Here is a 16,702-nt window from a genome sequence, read left to right as displayed (position 1 = left end):
CTGAAAAGACGCTTAAGCGCGGTATCTCTTTATCCTTACGCGCGAGCAGCGCGCACCCCTCATTCCTCAGCGAGTATTTCTGCGAGGCGCGCGCGCGCGCGATACAGGCGCGTCTCCACAGCCTTGCTACTGACGGAAAGCGCTTTGGCGGCCTCTGATTGACTGAGCCCTTCGACGGTCCTGAGCATCAGGACTTCACGCAACGTGGCAGGCAATGCGCTGATCGCCGCCGACAGTCGCTCCACCTCTATTTTCGATTCAGCACTGGCATGTGCGGAGGGTGCGTCATCCGGCACTTGCTCAATCTCATCATCCGACGGCGCGGAGCCAAATGTGAAGAGCTGCCGCACCCTCTGGCGGCGGCGCCAATCGCGACATTTGTTAATCGCGATCCGGGATAGCCAGGCGCGCAACGGACGCGCACCATCATATTTCCGCAGATGGCTGAACGCGGATACAAAGCAGTCCTGCGTGAGATCAAGTGCTTCCTCGGCATTCCCGACCAGGCCGCGCACCAGTCGAAATATCGCTGTCTGGTGCCGACGCATAATCTCGGCGAAAGCCGACTGCCGACCGGCAAGCGTCAGTGCCGCTAGTTCACCGTCCGAACACGCCTGGAGATCCAGACTCACCGTGCATCGTCGGTGAGCGCATGAACCACCGCCTGATCGAAGGTCTTGGCCTGATCGGGGCGAAGGATTTGCCGCATGGCGAAGATGTGCCCGAGCGTTTCCTTTTGCAGTTCGCCCATTGCCTGATGCGACTGATCGACGGCCGCGGTCACACGCGGCCCTTCGCCATGTTCGACCTCGATCGCGGCTGCGAGACGCGCATTGTCCGATCGCAGTTCAAGCTCCAGCGCGCGCCGACGCACGGCGAAACCCTGCTCTAGCAGCTCGATCTTGGCCTTCTGACGATCATCCAGATCGAGCTTGCTGTGCAAGACATCGTGGAGCTCGACGCCGGCTGCCTTGGGCTGCGGGAAAAAGTAGCGGCCCAGGAACACGCCCGCAACCGCCGATGCAAAGGCGACGATGGCGACGAGGAGGAGCAATTTGGGCTTCATTGAGAACCTACCAGCAGCGTCGAAGGGGCAAGCGGATTTGATGGCCCGAAAGGCGATAGCGTGACCGACGCCTCGGCACGCGGCGTAAAGCCATTGCTGGCGATACCCAGCAGTACCGCTCCGAAAGCCGCGACCGCACCGAGGCGGAATTGAGACGCGGTCGAAACCTGCGGCAATGCCGCTATGCGTCGGAACACAGCATCCTCCAGACCAATCAGCCCCGGATGCGTCGGTTCGTTGCGTAAGCGGCTCAGCAGCCGGTCCAGGTCGGTATCCATCGAAAAGTCCAATCCTCAATCAATCCGGGGCAACGGCCCAGGACGTGTTCTTTACTTTCCCCTCTATCAGCCTGTCCGTCAAAGCATCGCACATAGCGGGCAGATCTGAGCAACAGCGACGGAGCAGCCGCAACGCTATGGCGCCGTCTTCGTCATGCCGGGCATATCCTTCATCATCGCGTCATGGTCTTCGGGCGCACTGGCTATTGCCGCCTGATATTGGGCGGGTGACATACGCGGAAGTTGCCTTACGAAAGCCACCATATCCCAGATCAGTTCGTCGCTATGGGTCTTACCCCAAGCTGGCATCGCGGTCAGCTTGACCCCATGCTTGATGATCCAGAATTGCTCCTTTGGCGATCTTTGCTCCTCGCGGGAAAGCTCCGGCGCCCTCGGATAGAGTCCCTGGCTGATTTCGGACTTTTCCAGTCCTGGCCCGAGATGGCAGCCGCTGCACATCTCGGTGTAGAGCCCCGCCCCGCTCTGCAGCCGCTTCACGTCCCCAAGGTTGGCCGGGACATTCACATCACGAGATCGCACGGCGATGGAACGATCTCGGAGCTGCTCGATCAGCCAATAGACCGGTTTGGTGTGCGGCGAATCCGCCCCGATGTCATAGGCACCCACATAGACGACGATCCCCGCTAGCGCGCCGCCGACCAGCGCTGTCGCAGCGATAAAACCTACACTTGGAAAGTGCCTGCGCAGCCAAGTCGTCCTAGCATTCTCCATAGCTTCCTCCCGAGCGGCAGCGTCCCTTGGATCCGGGTGGTTCTCACACCCATCCAATTGTCCATACGCACTGCAAGCTTCGATCCCTCATCTGTCGCGCAGATCTCATTCGCAAATCCCGCCGGGGTTCTGATTTGCAGAATTCTTGCGCGCCTGATGAGGGGTGGCGCCGCGTGGTGCGTAATTCGATGTGTCGGCAGTCTCGCCGCCCATGGAGAAATCGATGTTTCGTAAAACAATCTTTGCCGTCGCCATGGCGGCGTCTGTCCTCACCGCTACCGCTGCGCAGGCTCACCCTAAGCTCAATGCCGCCACCCCTGCCGCAAATGCCGTGGTCGCCGCCCCGACCAGAATTCAGCTCGTCTTTTCTGAAGCGCTCGTCGCACAATTTTCCGGGCTCGACCTGACGATGACCGAAATGCCAGGCATGAAGATGGCGCCGATGAAGATGAACGGCGTCAAGGCCACCGTGGGCGCCGATGGCAAGACGCTCGTCGCGACGCTTGCCAAGCCGTTGCCGGTTGGAACCTACAAGGTCGACTATCACGTCGTCTCTGCTGACACCCATCGCATCCAGGGCAGCTACACCTTCAAGGTCCAGTAAGACCGTGCCGGACATCATAGCGATCGCAGTGAGGCTGGGACTTTTCCTCGATCTCATGCTCCTCTTCGGGTTGCCGATGTTCGGCCTCTACACGTTGCGCGGGACTGAGCGGGCATCCGGCTCGGTCCTGCGTTTCCGGTCGGTGTTGGCGACAATCGCGCTGGCCGGTATCGTATTATCTATCCTGGGCATGATGGTCCTGGCGGCCTCGATGGGGGGCGTGCCACTCGATCAGGTAGACCGCGCCACGGTCAATCTTCTCATATCGGGCACTGCGATCGGGACGGTCTGGCAGGTACGGGTCGCGGCCCTCCTGCTCGTGCTCTATTTTTCCATCGTCGGTTGGCGGCGTCCCGCTTTCGCCCTGTGGTCGCTGTCAGCGACCGCCGCTGTCGCTCTGGCGACCTTGGCCTGGACGGGGCATGGCGCTGCCGACGAAGGCTTGCGGGGATGGGTCCATCTTGGTGCCGATATCATCCATCTCTGGGCAGCTGGCATCTGGGTAGGCGCGTTGTTCGCGCTTTGCCTCCTCGTTTTCCGCCCTGCCGCGCGCATGGCGGTGGATCACATTCACCTCTCGCACCGCGCGCTGGATGGATTTGCGAAGGTCGGATCGGTGGTCGTGGCGCTGCTTATCGTGTCGGGTTTGATCAATAGTTGGATACTGATCGGCCCCTCCAATCTGGGATCCATGTTTACCAGCCTCTATGGCCTGCTGCTGGTGGCAAAGCTGCTGCTGTTCGGCTTGATGCTGTTGCTGGCGGCGGCCAATCGCTACTTTCTGACGCCGTCGCTCGCGGCGGCGATCGAGACAGGCAACACCTCCTCGGCGATAGGGTCGCTCCGCCGCAGCCTCGCAATCGAGACCGGCTGCGCCGTTACCATTCTTATCTTAGTTGCCTGGTTGGGGCTGTTGGCGCCACCTGCCTCCGGGATGTAAAAGGCATCAAGGCAGCGCGCGCGATATCGCCTTGATCGCCTTTAGACCCGAGCCAAACCGGGAAATCGCCTCCTTGTGCCGTTCGAGCTCGCCATAGGGAAGATAGGCGATTTCGAGGTCCGCGATCCGGTTGAACGCGGGCCTTGCGATTTGCGCGCGGACTTCGCTTTCGCGAGCGTCAGGAGCGACAAGAAACAATCCGGCTGTCGCGTGAAGATCGCTGCCGCTCAGCGCAAGGTCCAGCATCCGGACGATACCCGAATAGATGGAGGTCGAATGTTCGACTTCGAAGGCTGCCGCGACCCGGTCGCCGCCTTGCTCCAGCCACAAAACATCGATGAGGCGGATCGCATCCGCTCCCGTCGATGTCGAAATGGAAGTTGGCAGGCTCTCGAGGCACCCCTCCCCCAAGCGCACCCCGTCATGCAGCCGTCCCCGGTCATTGGATGCGATCCAGATGTTATACCCCAGCGCTAGACCGATATCGCGCAGCCACGCCTGGATTTCCGAATGGGTGCGGTCACTCTCGCCCTGCTTTTGCAGCGCTTTGTTGAGGGTTTGAGCTTCGGCCCGGGCTTGCTCGAGGCGCGCGGCCCAGGATCTTAGAGTCTGGTCTTCCTCGTCGCGCGGGGGCGCGGGATAGCGGCCCGAGCCGATGTCGAACAGAAGGCCACCAATGGCGCCCAGATCGTTCGACAGCAGATCGCGAAAACGCTCGTTCAGGTCGAGCACGCCCGAGCGCATTGCGAGAAAATGCTGCCAGCTTCCGAGCTTCACCTTGCCGCCGGTCAGCTTGTTATAGCCGTTGACGATCGCCGTGTTGAACGGCGGCACGAGGGTTGGATGCAGGAAATAGAGGAGGTTGGCCACCGCTGGCCCCAGCCCTTTGATGTTCAGACGATCAATCGTGTGAATACCTGCGATGATCTCTTCCGCGGTGTCGCAACAGGCGCAATGGTCCAGCAATCGACCAAACGCGCGTTGGTTCGCCGGGTTTTCATAGATGTCGGGAATGCGCAATTTGGGCTTCCAGAGAAACGCATGGTCCGCGCCCTTGAAGATCTGCCTCTGCTCGGCGACTGAATGAACGACCGTCTCCAGAGAAGAACCGCGATAGGCCACGCCAAACCGACCGGCTTCGATCTCAGCAACCACCTGAGCCAGACCACGCCTGATCGAGCGAAAGTTCTTGATGCGCTCATCCCATAGAAACCAGCTCTGGTACGTCGCGTTCGGGTCTTCCTTCCATCGCTGGATCAGTTGCCGCGCCAGCAATTCAAACTCCGCCAAACCCCGCTCCCCTTTCGCGCCGATCCTCTCCGACGCTAGCACTCCGTCCCGTATTCGACCAGTTTTTGCGTGGTCGCCCCGAATGAAAATCGGTCCTCATTATTTGATATCGTCCGGAATATGCGTCAGCAGGTCACGGGTATAGTCGATCAGGAGATCGCCAGCGGTTGCCCCGTAAAGCGCGGGGAACAAGATGAACGTCAGGAGCTTGGGGACGAAGCTCACGGTCTGTTCGTTGATCGATGTAGCAGCCTGGATCATTGAGATAATCAGCCCCACCACCAACATGATTATCAGCGGGGGGCCAGCGACGATCATGATCACCCAAAGCGCCTGGCCCATCGAGGCCGAGAAAGGGCTGTAGGTCTCCATTGCTCCCACCCGACTATGATGCTGACGCCCCTGCCCGTGATGCTGCAACCTTTGTTGCGGGGCGAGCGACACGGAGCGCGATCGGTTGATTCCAATCCGTCTTCCCCACATCCGCTCGCCCCGGCGCCACGCTGCGACCCGTGGGCACCTCGGCTGTCCATCCTGCCAGGCGATGGGCTTCATCTCAATTTACGCAGCGCTGGCGTTTACCCCTCACGACCCGATCTTTTTTTGGAAGAGCGTGTCTCTGTTCGAGGGAAGAGGCATCGTACCGCGTAATATCAGTGACGGCCGAGGTCAGCGAAAGGCTCGCATGTACGATTGCGTCATCATAGGCGGTGGCCCGGCAGGGCTGACAGCAGCCACCTATCTGGGCCGGTTTCTGCGTTCTACGCTGGTCATCGATGCCGGCGACGGCCGCGCGTCCTCCATTCCAGCCACGCACAACCTGATGGGTTTTCCAGACGGCATATCGGGCGACGATCTGCTGTCGCGGATGCGCCGGCATGCCCTGCGTTACGGCGCGAAGCTCTCCGATGGTTTAGCCAATGGGATTGTACAGACCCGGACGGGCTTCCTGGTCACTACAGGTGTCGAGGCCGTCAATACCCGCACGATATTGCTTGCCCAAGGCGTGAGAAATCATCGTCCGCGAATGGCGCTGGAAACGCATGATCGAGGCCTCGTGCAAGGTCTGATACGCTATTGCCCGATCTGTGACGGCTATGAGGTACGCGGCAAGCGGGTGGCCGTGCTGGGGTGCTCAGACCATGGCGCCGCCGAGTCTGTGTTCGTGCGGCACTATAGCGACACCGTCACCTTGCTCGCGCAGGACGGCTCGCAACTGTCGGAGGCCGAAGAGGCAGATCTGGCTCGAGGCGGTATCGCGGTCGAACGCGCCCCTGTCCGAGATTTGTCGATCGATGGAAAGGATCTGATCGCTCAATTGACCGATGGCCGATCGCTTCGCTTCGACACCCTTTATGTTGCCCTCGGAACCTCCCCTCGCTCGGAACTCGCGCACATGGCCGGTGCGAAACTGGACCAGGCAGGGTGCATTGTCGTCGACGAGCATCAACAAACGACGGTCAGCGGCCTGTTCGCTGCTGGCGACATGGTCGAAGGGCTGGATCAAATTGCTGTTGCGGCCGGTCAGGCCGCCAAGGCTGCAACGGCGATCCACAATCTGTTGCCCGGCTGAGACGCCAGCGCAGAATCAGCCATCAAAAATATATGCATGTCGGGCTTGACCCTGACACGATGTCAGACCCCAGATTGCATTTCGTCGATAAGGAGACGAGCCTGTGACTGATCCTGTTCCAGCTAGCAATTCGGGCGCCCATAGCTGCTGCGCCGGCAAGCACGGTGGCGGCACGGACGTGAAAACGGTCAAAGATCCGGTTTGCGGGATGATGGTTGATCCGACGGGAACGTCACATCATGCCTCGCATGACGGCGAGGACTATCATTTCTGCAGCGCGGGTTGCCGCACGAAGTTTGTCGCTGACCCGGAGCGCTACCTGTCCGAGGGTGAGAAGGAGGCGGCAACCGCTCAACCGGGCGCAATCTGGACCTGCCCCATGCACCCGGAGGTCCGCCAGGATCATCCCGGGCCATGCCCGATCTGCGGCATGGCCCTTGAGCCGGAACTTGTGACGGCAGACACTGGGCCGAGCGGTGAACTTCTGGATATGTCCCGGCGTTTCTGGATCGCCTTGCTGCTCACCATCCCGGTGTTTGTCCTGGAGATGGGCAGCCACCTCTTCCCGGCGCTGCACAATCTTGTACCGCCCCAACTATCTGGTTGGCTTCAGTTTGCGCTGGCTACCCCGGTCGTGCTCTGGGCGGGTTGGCCATTCTTTGAACGTGGGTGGGCGTCCGTGCGGACACGGAACCTCAATATGTTCACCCTGATCGCGATGGGCACGGGCGTGGCCTGGGCCTACAGCGTGGTGGCAACCATCGCCCCGTCGGTATTCCCGGCAGCGTTTCGGATGATGGACGGGACGGTCGCGATCTATTTCGAAGCCGCCGCCGTCATTACCGTGCTCGTGCTGCTGGGGCAGGTGCTCGAGCTGCGCGCCCGCGAGCGGACTTCGGGCGCAATTAAGGCGCTACTCAACCTCGCGCCCAAGACCGCGCGCCGCATTGGCGCCGACGGGGATGATGAGGAGGTCTCGCTCGAGCAGGTGGCCGTCGGTGATCGTCTCCGTGTGCGGCCCGGCGAAAAAGTACCCGTCGATGGCAAGGTCGAAGACGGCCGATCCTCGCTCGACGAGTCGATGGTGACGGGCGAGTCGATGCCGGTCACAAAGGCGCTGGGCGATGCGGTCATCGGCGGAACGATCAACCAAAGCGGCGCCCTCGTCATTCGCGCGGAGAAGGTCGGACGCGACACGATGTTGGCGCGTATTGTCCAGATGGTCGCTGACGCCCAGCGTTCGCGGGCACCCATCCAGCGCCTGGCCGATCAGGTCGCGGGATGGTTCGTGCCCGCGGTCCTGCTGATCGCGCTCATTGCCTTTGGCGTGTGGGGAATCTGGGGACCAGAGCCGCGTCTGGCCCATGGCCTGATCGCCGCTGTCGCTGTCCTCATCATCGCCTGCCCCTGCGCCTTGGGGCTGGCGACGCCGATGTCGATCATGGTCGGCATCGGCCGGGGTGCAGGGCTCGGCGTGCTGATCAAGAATGCCGAAGCGCTGGAGCGGATGGAGAAGATCGACACACTGGTCGTCGACAAGACCGGCACGCTGACCGAGGGCCGGCCGTCGGTTACCCGCATCGTTCCCGCGACAAGCTATGAGGAGACCGAGCTGCTGCGGCTTGCCGCCGGCGTGGAGCGGGCATCGGAACATCCGCTGGCGCTGGCCGTGGTCGCCGCCGCCAAGGATAGGGGGATTGCGCTCCCCGAGGTCACCGACTTTGATTCCCCAACCGGCAAGGGAGCGATCGGCACGGTCGATGGCAAGCGCATCACGCTGGGCAATGCCGGCTTCCTGTCAGAAAACGGGATCGAGGTTCGCGCCCTTGAGCCGCAGGCGGATGAGCTGCGCCAAGACGGCGCGACCGCCATCTTCATCGGGATCGACGGACAGGCCGCCGGCATCCTTGCCATTGCCGATGCAATCAAAGAAACGACGGCTGAGGCTATCGCGGCGCTTCGCAAGGAGGGCATCCGGGTTGTCATGCTGACGGGCGACAATCGCACAACAGCACAAGCGGTCGGGCGGAAACTTGGAATCGATGATGTCGAAGCCGAAGTGTTGCCGGATCAGAAAAGCGATGTGGTCTCGCGATTGAAAGCTGAGGGGCGCATCGTGGCCATGGCAGGCGACGGAGTTAATGACGCGCCCGCGCTCGCCGTCGCCGATGTCGGCATTGCGATGGGCTCGGGCACCGATGTCGCAATCGAAAGCGCCGGCGTCACCCTGCTGAAGGGCGACTTGAACGGCATCGTTCGTGCGCGCCGTTTGAGCGAAGCAACGATGTCCAACATCCGCCAGAACCTGTTCTTCGCTTTCATCTACAACGCTGCCGGGGTCCCGATCGCTGCGGGGCTGCTCTACCCGATCTTCGGCATCCTGCTCTCGCCGATCATCGCGGCGGCCGCGATGGCACTGTCCTCCGTCAGCGTCGTGACGAACGCATTGCGGCTCAACCGGGTGGAATTGTGAACATCGGCGCGGCATCGGACGCGAGCGGGGTCTCTCAGCGGATGATCCGCCATTACGAGAAAATCGGCCTGATCCCGTCGGCGGCGCGGCGGGATAGTGGGTATCGCGACTACTCGGATGCCGATGTGCATCGACTTCGGTTCATAGCCAATGCCCGCGACCTCGGCTTTCCAATCGAAGAAATCCGAAAGCTGCTTGATCTATGGTCCGATCGGGCCCGCGCCAGTGCCGAGGTCAAGGCACTGGCAGAGTCCCGCGCAGCCGACCTTGGCCGCAAGGCGGACGCGCTTAATGCGATGCGAGCAGCGCTGATGGATCTGGCGAGGAGCTGTCACGGTAACAATCGGCCGGAATGTCCGATCCTGACGCATCTGGAATCTTGAATCTAGTCTTCGCGCGGGGCCTTCGCGCTCATTTCTGCAACTCGCGACCCGCCAGTTTCGCGAGCCGGCGCGGAAGATCGGCAGCAATCTTGCGTTGCTGTTGAGGCTGCGCCTTCTTCCATGCCCGGCATTCGGGTTTGGACCTACCGCACCCTCGACACCACCCGGTCGTGCCATCGAAACGGCACAGGTCTATGCACGGCGACTTAACAGCAACCTCGTCAGTGGCATTCGACTGTTAGGTGCTTCAACTCATGGACCGGCACGAGCCGGTCGCGGATCACGCCTGCATTGATCCCCGCACTGCCGACCACTCCGACGATGGCGGCATGGGCCTCGGGACCGACACGCCAGACATGCAGATCGGCAATACGCACATCGCCTGGCCCTTCAACGAGATCCTGTATTTCCTCGGCAACATGGCTGTCGGTCGAGTCGAGGAGGACTGAGGCGGTATCTCGCATCAGGCTCCAGGACCAGCGGGCGATTACGACGGCTCCCACGATCCCCATGACGGGGTCCATCCACACCCAGCCAAGGTAGCGGCCTGCCAGAAGGGCCGCGATTGCCAATACCGATGTGAGAGCGTCGGCGAGGACATGCACATACGCCGAGCGGAGATTGTTGTCGCCGCCATGGGCATGATGGTCGTGGGCATGATCGTCATGCCCATGATGGTGGTGGTGGCTGCCCGACAGCAGGAAGGCGCTGAGGATATTCACGCCAAGCCCAACGACGGCAATCAGGGTCGCCTCGCCGAAGGCAACCTTTATGGGCTCGAACAGCCGAAGGATCGATTCAATCCCGATCCCCAGGGCGATCAGGCCCAGCACCAGCGCCGAGGCGAAGCCCGCCAAGTCGCCGACCTTGCCTGTTCCGAAGCTGAACCGCCGGTTCGATGCATGCTGCTTGGCATAGGCATAAGCAATCGCTGCGACACTCAACGCGCCAGCATGCGTTGCCATATGGAAGCCATCGGCCAGCAGCGCCATCGATCCGGTGACATAGCCGGCGAAAATCTCGCCGATCATCATCACAGCCGTCAGCACCACCACCCACAGCGTCCGACGAGCGTTGTCGTCGTGAGAGGCCCCCAGATACACATGGTCGTGCACAAAGGCGTCAATATCGCGGGACGTCGTCATGATCTCAGCCTTATTTCGCGTAGCGGCGTATGACCGCGATCAATTCGTCTGCTCCCGCGGCACGATCTTCGGCCGTGAGGTCGGGGTCCGCCACATGGGCTCGGACATGCTCTTCAATAATCTCGTCCATCAGCCCGTTCATGGCGCCGCGCGCCGCTGCAACGAGATGCAGAGTCGTCGTGCAATCGGCGTTGGCGGTCAGCGCTTTCTCGATCGCCGTGACCTGCCCGGCGATACGTCGCACGCGCTTCAGGAGCTCATCACTGCCTTCGGTCAAATGTCCCATAGCATACCCCCCTACCCTATCTCGTTGGTGATAGCCAGAGCAGTCTCAGGCCCCCGAGCCGCCTAGGCGAGTTCGCGATTGGACAGATAGTCGGCTTACCAGTCAGGCCAATTTATTGAGCAAACGCCCGGCTGCGCCCGCCTCGGCAGCAAGATTGCGATTGTAGGCAAGCGGCATGCGCGGGCTCTTCCAGCGCAGCGCATCCATGATTCCGGCGAGATCCTCGCCGCTTGCGAACAGGTCCTGGTTGAGCCCCACGCGTGTCGAATGCGCGCTGACCCCCTTGAGCAGTCGCGCGAGATCGTCGGCGGTGAGATCGCTCAGAGCCCCGCGATCGAACGCCCGCTGGATGATCGACCGGTAGATCGGTCCGATCGACCCGGGATGCAGGGCAACACTGCCGACATCAAACTCCAACCGGGCCGGCACCGCCGGCTTAGAGAGCGTCTTGCGTAGATCCCAGGTTTCGCGGCTTGAGATACTATCGATTCGACGCCCCTTCACCGCTGCTCGCGCCTTGTAGCGCCGCACCTGGACGCGGCGAAACAGCGGACCAGAGGATATCCCTGCGGATTGCGTCCAGGCCGCAATCGCGCGCACCGAGCGCGGCGACAGGTACGCGGTCGCCCCCTCCCCTTCCTGGTCGCCCTTGCTGCGCTGTATCGTGAGAAGCCGCGCCTCGGGATCGAGCGCCTCGACAATGTGCTCAACCGCGATCGCCACCAACTCGGAGGCGCGCAGCCCCGTATCATAGGCAACCGACAGCAGCGCGCGATCGCGCAGTCCCGGCAGATCGTCGGGGCAGGCCTCGAGCAACGCCCGCACGTTCAGCCCTCGCGGTGCCTCGCGCTCCACATCACGGACCGGCCCCTTGAAGCGCAGCGGCCGTGCCTGGACCTGCGCGGTCCCCTTCTCGCGCCGGATCGCCCGGAGCCGCAGCTTGACCAGCTCGGTCTGCGTCGGATCCTTCAGATCGAGAAGCTGGTGGATCTTCGCGATCGACGCCTTGTAGCGGCCGAGCGAAGCCGGTTTGGCCCCCTTCCCCGCCCTTGCGTCGAGATAGTCAGCCACGAGTTCGGGGGTCGCTGGCAGCGACGCCCTGTGCGAGCACCGACACCAAAGATCGAACGCCTCCAGATCGGATTTGAGGGCGCGGATGCTGTGGGGCGAGGAGGCGGCCTGATAGGCATCGATGAGCGCCTTGTTGACGGTGATCGTCTGGCCGGCCCCAAGCTTCGTCACTTCCCATGCCAGATCGACCCCCGATCCCGATGGCGGGTCCGTCACTGGGCTTATGGCGGGCAGTTGTTCCACGCTCAGGGCCTCGACTGTTCGATGATCTGGTCGTGGGTGAACGGCTCCATGCCGTAAGCCGCGGCCAGGCCGTTGAAGGCCGCGACGGCGACGCGCTGGAGTTCCTCTACCCCGATCGACGTTAGCGTTGCATCGTACTCGTAGGAGTCCTCAACCGCCGCGTGGCCTTCGTCATTGAACTGGAACGGGCCGCGCGGCCACCAGCTGTCCCTGATGTCGGTGACGCCGAGCCGGACATGGATCGGCAGCGAACCACCATGGGCGAGCACCAGCGCGCAGTTCCGCTCCAGAAAATGGAGCCAGCGCTGGTAGAAATAGCCGGTCGACAGGGTGAGCCGCTCTTCATCTCGCTGAAACAGGAACCCCCCGCCCACGCCCCAGATTTCGCCGGTCTTCTCGAACCACTGGGTCAAGGCGACCGTGGGATCGACGCCCTCCTCCGCTGTGCCTGGCCAGTAGACCATCGCTCCGCCCTTGCTGATTCCGAAATTGAGCGCGTTGGGCTGTGCCAGCAGCGCCGGATGCCCCTCACTGCCAGCCAGAGCTTGCTTTGCTCCCGGCTTCGCCGCCCATTTCGACGGAATGATCCGCGCATAGCCCGCGAAGTGCGGCTTCCACCGCAGCTTCGTCGTGCCGTGCATCGGATTGGTCACCGTCTGCACTTCGGACCGATCAAACCAGACGTCGGCATCACCCGGGAAATGCGACTGCCAGGGAATGGCTTCTGGCGGCAGCGGGGGAAGTTCGTCCAATGAGGCCTTCAACGCGCCCGCGAGCTGCTTTGCCAATTCTCCGCGCACGCGGCGTAGCTCGGTCGTATCGGCGCCAACCGGCAGGTGAAACGCGATCGGTCCGCGCCTACCCCGCATGTCGAACGGCAGCTTGTCGAGCGTGGCGCCCTCGAACGCGGTGTTCCAGACCTGGATGACGCGGTGCTCGCTCAGCGCTCGGTTCGCATAGCCCATCTCGAGGAGGACGTTCGGGTTCGCGCAGGCTTTGCCGCTCTCGGACACGGCGATCGGCGTGACGTCCCCGACGAAGACCGCCGCCTCGTCGATCTTGCGAAGAATGGTCGCGACGATGTCGGGCGTGCCGGCCACGCCTTGCGTGTCCGAGGTCAGGCTCGGCCGGTCGGCTTCCTCGACGTCGGCCGAGAGCATCGTGATCGCGGCGTCGAGCGCGAAACGGACGACCTCGCGCGTGACACGCCCGTCGAGATCGCTCTGCCATGACCAGAATACCGTCTTTTCCACGCTTGATCGCCCCTGCCCACCGAGGATGCTTGATAGCCCACCCTATAAAGTAAGGTCAATTATGGACATGTGATAACTGCAATTATCATATGTTCCTATTTCAACGCTAAGGATAAGGGAAACCAACTTATCAATTTGGTTTCCTTCTGAATCGCGTTAACGCTAGCGGTATGGCACGACCGATCATAGATCCATCGCTCACAGAAAACGCCCTGCTCATGCTCGGCCGCCTTGATGGTCGACTTCGCAACAGCCCCTGGGCCGATATATGGCTTGCCCGGGCGCGGCTATCCGGCGCGGCGGATTTGGCTGGTCTTGCAGGCGTGCCGGTCGATGTCGACCATCTTCAGGACTGGATCTGCGGACGCACGCCCCCTCCTCGCGCGTCCGAGGGCCTCAATGATCCAGTTTCGGTCGCGGCCGTGTTTCATCTCGCCATCGAAGCTACGGCAAACGAACGCGACCCGATTGCACGGGCTACGCTCAACATCTTGCGCACCGTCCTTGATGACCGCGCTGAGGCCGAGACCTGGGCCGCGAGCGACCTCGCCTATTTCGGGTCCGCATGGCGCCAGGCTCGCGTCGCGGCGCAGGCCCCCTACTCTGCCCCAACGCTTCGCGCGGTCGCGACACGGATCATCGACATGCTGGCGGTGGTAGGATCGTCCGATCAAGCGGCAGTGGACATAACAACCATCGATGGGCGAACGGTCATGCTCGAACCCCGCGCGCGTGATCGGTCCTGGCTGGTGGCCAGTCATGTGCCGACCATACTCCACGCCGCCGGTCTCACGCTTGCCCCCCTGCCCTCACTCATCTTGCTGCCGAAATTTCCACCTGCACAGATTGACGACATGGTGGCTGTCATCACCCGTTCGCTACGCACGGCCTGCAAGGCAGGTCTGAAAGATCTCGACTGGCTCGAGCGTCGGGGACCATCGTCCTTGAATGCAGCAGCGACCCGTCGGAGCCGCGCGCCTCTCCTGGCTCGCCTCGAACTCGCCTATCCAGGTCTGCGCCAACCTGCAGTGACGCGGTTGCTCGGCATTACCCCGCAAGGCGCCCGCAAGCTGATGGCGAAGCTCTATTAGACCGCGTCCTACTGCCAGTGCTTATCGAGCAATAGCTTGAGCGCATCTTCAGCTTCAGCACGCGTCCCCCCCGCCTGCGTCAGCAACGTCACCCTAACCCCCTTACGATCCTTGCCATCGATCCTCACAAGCGGCCTACCCGATTGCGAGGTGAGCGTTTCAGTTGATCCTGACCTCTTGGGGGTGCCTGACTTCTTGGGGGGGTCTGCTGCCAGCGCGAGTGCGCGGATGATGTCCGGCACTGCCGTAGGGACACCCTCCTCTCCAGATCGACTACCGAGAACTGCCGCTTCGGCGAATACGCGCTGGCGCCGATCGTCGGGCTTGAGAAGAGGCTTGATGGCCGTCACATGCTTGATGCGCAAATCTTGCGGATTCGGGAAGGCCGCCATCAGCTCGTTCGGTAGACGCGCAAGATCAAGGTATCGGCTGAGCCAACTCTCGGTAACCTTTATCCTTTCGGCCATGACCTTCTGACGCCCCTCATAGTAGGCGTCGAGCGCGCGCAGATAGTCGCGGGCGCGCTCCAGATCGGTCAGGTCTTCCCGGGCCCGATTCTCGATATCCGCAAGCCGGAACGCTTCCTCGTCAGATAGTTCCCGTATGTCGACCAGGAAGCGGAAATCGGGATAGTTATGGCTTCGCAGCCAGCTTATCGACCAATGGCGTCGTGCGCCGCAGATGACCTCGAAATCATAATCGGCCTCGCCACGCACCCGGCGCACGATCGCGGGCATTTCCTGCCGACCTTGAGCCTTCATGCTTTCGATCAGATCAGCGCACCGCTCCTCGGTGAGCAGGGCATATTCACGGTTATGGCCGACCCACATCCGGCAGCGCGCTGGGTCCACCAATTCGTGCGTCCGGCTGACCACAGTGCCAGCCGCCAACTCCGCCAAGCGGTTCTCGCGTCCCGTCAGCACATTCGCGCCAAGTCCGGGTCGTCGAGGTGCGGCCGCGGCATCTTCGGGAGGATCGATTCCGGCCGCAAGGCCGGCAGCAAAACTCGCATTTTTCCTGCTCATAATTCCGCTTTCTCACCGAAAATTGCACCGGTGCAATTTTGCCTGTTCACGCTAAGCCTTCCTTGCGCAAACGGCTCAAATGGCTGGGCCACATCGCCCGAATATCCAGTTCGATTTCCGCATTGACGCCATCGAGATAGGTTAGGCACCGGTTGCGTACAGCGCTGCTCGTCACCGGCCCATCGAGCTCATAGACGGTCATCAGACGCGCGGTCGCATTGTCGATCTCGGCCGAGTCCTTCAGCGGCGTCCTGACCAAAGCATGCCCGAACAACGTGCGCATCAGATTGAGCAATTCCTTTTGCATCGATTTGTTTTCATCGACCTTGGACGCTACGAATCGCAGGAACTGAAGCGTCGGTGCGAACCCCCTTTCTGCGAGCGTTTCGATGGTTTCGTCGAGCATCGCCAAGAATGCGGCAGTCGAGGAAAAATCCATCACGGTCGGAGGAACTGGCACAACCAGCGCATTTGCCGCACGCAGGACAGACAGCGAAATCGCACCGAGCGCAGGAGGCGGGTCGAGAACGACGACATCGAACCGATCGGAGATACTGGCGATGCCTTGTGCAAGGCGATCGATCAGCCCCCCCTGCCCTCGTGCCATGCGCGCGGCGATCTCATACTCGGACTGAAACAATCGCAGATTGGCCGGGATCAGTTCTAGTCCATCGAAGTGGGTCTTCCGCAAAGCGTAGTCGAGGGAGGTCATCTCCTCCTGCCGCAGAAACGGATAGAGTGTGTCGTCCTCGGTCAGGTCAAGGTCTGGCACATAGCCGAACAGGGTCGTGGCCGACGCCTGACTGTCGCAGTCGATCAGCGCCACACGATAGCCCTGGATTGCGAGATACTGCGCAAGATGGACCGAAAGCGTGGACTTGCCGACGCCGCCCTTGAAATTCTGGACTGCGACTACGCAGCACGGGTCATCCGCGGCACGCCACGGCCTCGTACCGAACAGCCCGCGCATGTCATTGAGCTGCGCCAGCGTATATCCGACGCGCCGATTGTTTTCGGTTCGGGGCGGGGGTGGTAGACGACCATCCTTCTCCGCGTCCCGAATTGCCGCCGGCGTGCGTCCAACAAGGTCAGCTGCCTTGCCAATAGGGAAAGTCGGTTCGCGACGATCATCCGCGCGCGCGCTCCTCGCGGAATCGCGTAACCGCTCCAGCACCGACGAGGTGCGCTGGGCGAGCGTCGCTACCGATAGGAGATCTTGCGTACCGTCTATGTCGAGTGATGCTGCCAC

The 16,702-nt window shown here is 61.9% G+C and carries 19 protein-coding genes; 6 read left to right on the top strand and 13 right to left on the bottom strand.

What is annotated here, in order from left to right:
* Positions 1–59: 59 nt before the first annotated feature.
* The 4 genes from VVT58_RS23175 to VVT58_RS23160 all read right to left on the bottom strand — a co-directional run bounded on the left by VVT58_RS23175 (position 60) and on the right by VVT58_RS23160 (position 2,076).
* Positions 60–632: an RNA polymerase sigma factor gene (locus tag VVT58_RS23175; RefSeq protein WP_021243451.1), complete on the bottom strand. Its 573-nt coding sequence runs from the start codon at positions 630–632 to the stop codon at positions 60–62.
* Positions 629–1,066, bottom strand: coding sequence for a periplasmic heavy metal sensor (locus VVT58_RS23170; protein WP_031290470.1), 438 nt, complete (start codon positions 1,064–1,066; stop codon positions 629–631). Before VVT58_RS23170 ends, VVT58_RS23175 begins: the two co-directional genes overlap by 4 nt.
* Positions 1,063–1,344 carry a hypothetical protein gene (locus tag VVT58_RS23165; protein WP_017502274.1) on the bottom strand — a complete coding sequence of 94 codons (282 nt, stop codon included), beginning with the start codon at positions 1,342–1,344 and terminating at the stop codon, positions 1,063–1,065. Before VVT58_RS23165 ends, VVT58_RS23170 begins: the two co-directional genes overlap by 4 nt.
* 135 nt (positions 1,345–1,479) lie before the next feature.
* On the bottom strand, positions 1,480–2,076 hold the full coding sequence (locus VVT58_RS23160) for a cytochrome c (protein WP_017502273.1): 597 nt from the start codon (positions 2,074–2,076) through the stop codon (positions 1,480–1,482).
* Positions 2,077–2,287: 211 nt separating this feature from the next.
* Here VVT58_RS23160 and copC point away from each other — a divergent pair, with 211 nt between their 5' ends.
* Both copC and copD read left to right on the top strand, forming a co-directional pair.
* Positions 2,288–2,680, top strand: coding sequence for a copper homeostasis periplasmic binding protein CopC (gene copC / locus VVT58_RS23155; protein ID WP_051035789.1), 393 nt, complete (start codon positions 2,288–2,290; stop codon positions 2,678–2,680).
* 4 nt (positions 2,681–2,684) lie between these two features.
* Positions 2,685–3,620 carry a copper homeostasis membrane protein CopD gene (gene copD / locus VVT58_RS23150; RefSeq protein ID WP_021243454.1) on the top strand — a complete coding sequence of 312 codons (936 nt, stop codon included), beginning with the start codon at positions 2,685–2,687 and terminating at the stop codon, positions 3,618–3,620.
* 6 nt (positions 3,621–3,626) lie between these two features.
* Here copD and VVT58_RS23145 read toward each other — a convergent pair whose 3' ends face one another.
* Both VVT58_RS23145 and VVT58_RS23140 read right to left on the bottom strand, forming a co-directional pair.
* The gene (locus tag VVT58_RS23145; RefSeq protein WP_021243455.1) at positions 3,627–4,910 is read right to left on the bottom strand and encodes a hypothetical protein; all 1,284 of its coding nucleotides are present in this window, start codon (positions 4,908–4,910) and stop codon (positions 3,627–3,629) included.
* Positions 4,911–5,009: 99 nt separating this feature from the next.
* Positions 5,010–5,282: a flagellar biosynthetic protein FliQ gene (locus VVT58_RS23140; RefSeq protein WP_021243456.1), complete on the bottom strand. Its 273-nt coding sequence runs from the start codon at positions 5,280–5,282 to the stop codon at positions 5,010–5,012.
* A 313-nt stretch (positions 5,283–5,595) separates the two neighbouring features.
* Between VVT58_RS23140 and VVT58_RS23135 the strand changes: the two genes are divergently transcribed.
* The 3 genes from VVT58_RS23135 (at position 5,596) to cueR (ending at position 9,339) form a co-directional block, all read left to right on the top strand.
* Complete coding sequence (locus VVT58_RS23135; protein ID WP_021243457.1) at positions 5,596–6,483, top strand: NAD(P)/FAD-dependent oxidoreductase; 888 nt, start codon at positions 5,596–5,598, stop codon at positions 6,481–6,483.
* Between the two features lie 178 nt (positions 6,484–6,661).
* Entirely contained in the window at positions 6,662–8,956 is a 2,295-nt protein-coding gene (locus VVT58_RS23130) for a heavy metal translocating P-type ATPase (RefSeq protein WP_051187041.1), read from the top strand.
* Positions 8,953–9,339, top strand: a complete 387-nt coding sequence (gene cueR / locus VVT58_RS23125) for a Cu(I)-responsive transcriptional regulator (protein WP_021243459.1) — start codon at positions 8,953–8,955, stop codon at positions 9,337–9,339. Before VVT58_RS23130 ends, cueR begins: the two co-directional genes overlap by 4 nt.
* Positions 9,340–9,367: 28 nt before the next feature.
* Here the strand turns inward: cueR and VVT58_RS23120 are convergent, their stop codons facing one another.
* The 5 genes from VVT58_RS23120 to VVT58_RS23100 form a co-directional block, all read right to left on the bottom strand.
* Positions 9,368–9,535: a DUF1289 domain-containing protein gene (locus VVT58_RS23120; RefSeq protein ID WP_081659631.1), complete on the bottom strand. Its 168-nt coding sequence runs from the start codon at positions 9,533–9,535 to the stop codon at positions 9,368–9,370.
* Positions 9,536–9,560: 25 nt separating this feature from the next.
* Positions 9,561–10,484 carry a CDF family Co(II)/Ni(II) efflux transporter DmeF gene (gene dmeF / locus VVT58_RS23115; protein ID WP_021243460.1) on the bottom strand — a complete coding sequence of 308 codons (924 nt, stop codon included), beginning with the start codon at positions 10,482–10,484 and terminating at the stop codon, positions 9,561–9,563.
* A gap of 10 nt (positions 10,485–10,494) precedes the next feature.
* A complete protein-coding gene (locus tag VVT58_RS23110) occupies positions 10,495–10,770 on the bottom strand; it encodes a metal/formaldehyde-sensitive transcriptional repressor (protein ID WP_021243461.1) in 276 nt (91 codons plus the stop codon).
* 102 nt (positions 10,771–10,872) lie between these two features.
* Positions 10,873–12,012 carry a tyrosine-type recombinase/integrase gene (locus tag VVT58_RS23105; RefSeq protein ID WP_405053761.1) on the bottom strand — a complete coding sequence of 380 codons (1,140 nt, stop codon included), beginning with the start codon at positions 12,010–12,012 and terminating at the stop codon, positions 10,873–10,875.
* 74 nt (positions 12,013–12,086) lie between these two features.
* Entirely contained in the window at positions 12,087–13,337 is a 1,251-nt protein-coding gene (locus VVT58_RS23100) for a hypothetical protein (protein ID WP_021243463.1), read from the bottom strand.
* A gap of 218 nt (positions 13,338–13,555) precedes the next feature.
* Here VVT58_RS23100 and VVT58_RS23095 point away from each other — a divergent pair, with 218 nt between their 5' ends.
* On the top strand, positions 13,556–14,428 hold the full coding sequence (locus VVT58_RS23095) for a hypothetical protein (protein WP_231377886.1): 873 nt from the start codon (positions 13,556–13,558) through the stop codon (positions 14,426–14,428).
* Between the two features lie 8 nt (positions 14,429–14,436).
* Here VVT58_RS23095 and VVT58_RS23090 read toward each other — a convergent pair whose 3' ends face one another.
* A complete protein-coding gene (locus VVT58_RS23090; protein WP_021243465.1) occupies positions 14,437–15,453 on the bottom strand; it encodes a ParB/RepB/Spo0J family partition protein in 1,017 nt (338 codons plus the stop codon).
* Positions 15,454–15,499: 46 nt separating this feature from the next.
* A complete protein-coding gene (locus tag VVT58_RS23085) occupies positions 15,500–16,702 on the bottom strand; it encodes an AAA family ATPase (RefSeq protein ID WP_021243466.1) in 1,203 nt (400 codons plus the stop codon).

Source organism: Sphingobium sp. SJ10-10 (assembly GCF_036038995.2).
Classification (GTDB): Bacteria; Pseudomonadota; Alphaproteobacteria; order Sphingomonadales; family Sphingomonadaceae; genus Sphingobium.
Note: the sequence above shows the minus strand (reverse complement) of the source record. Positions and strands in the feature narration are given on the sequence as shown.

Excerpts from the sequence above, each read along its gene's own strand:
- VVT58_RS23110 (WP_021243461.1), bottom strand. The coding sequence starts at position 10,770 with ATGGGACATTTGACCGAAGGCAGTGATGAGCTCCTGAAGCGCGTGCGA.
- copC (WP_051035789.1), top strand. The coding sequence starts at position 2,288 with ATGGAGAAATCGATGTTTCGTAAAACAATCTTTGCCGTCGCCATGGCG.
- dmeF (WP_021243460.1), bottom strand. The coding sequence starts at position 10,484 with ATGACGACGTCCCGCGATATTGACGCCTTTGTGCACGACCATGTGTAT.
- VVT58_RS23135 (WP_021243457.1), top strand. The coding sequence starts at position 5,596 with ATGTACGATTGCGTCATCATAGGCGGTGGCCCGGCAGGGCTGACAGCA.
- VVT58_RS23165 (WP_017502274.1), bottom strand. The coding sequence starts at position 1,344 with ATGGATACCGACCTGGACCGGCTGCTGAGCCGCTTACGCAACGAACCG.
- VVT58_RS23090 (WP_021243465.1), bottom strand. The coding sequence starts at position 15,453 with ATGAGCAGGAAAAATGCGAGTTTTGCTGCCGGCCTTGCGGCCGGAATC.
- VVT58_RS23170 (WP_031290470.1), bottom strand. The coding sequence starts at position 1,066 with ATGAAGCCCAAATTGCTCCTCCTCGTCGCCATCGTCGCCTTTGCATCG.
- VVT58_RS23160 (WP_017502273.1), bottom strand. The coding sequence starts at position 2,076 with ATGGAGAATGCTAGGACGACTTGGCTGCGCAGGCACTTTCCAAGTGTA.
- VVT58_RS23095 (WP_231377886.1), top strand. The coding sequence starts at position 13,556 with ATGCTCGGCCGCCTTGATGGTCGACTTCGCAACAGCCCCTGGGCCGAT.
- VVT58_RS23140 (WP_021243456.1), bottom strand. The coding sequence starts at position 5,282 with ATGGAGACCTACAGCCCTTTCTCGGCCTCGATGGGCCAGGCGCTTTGG.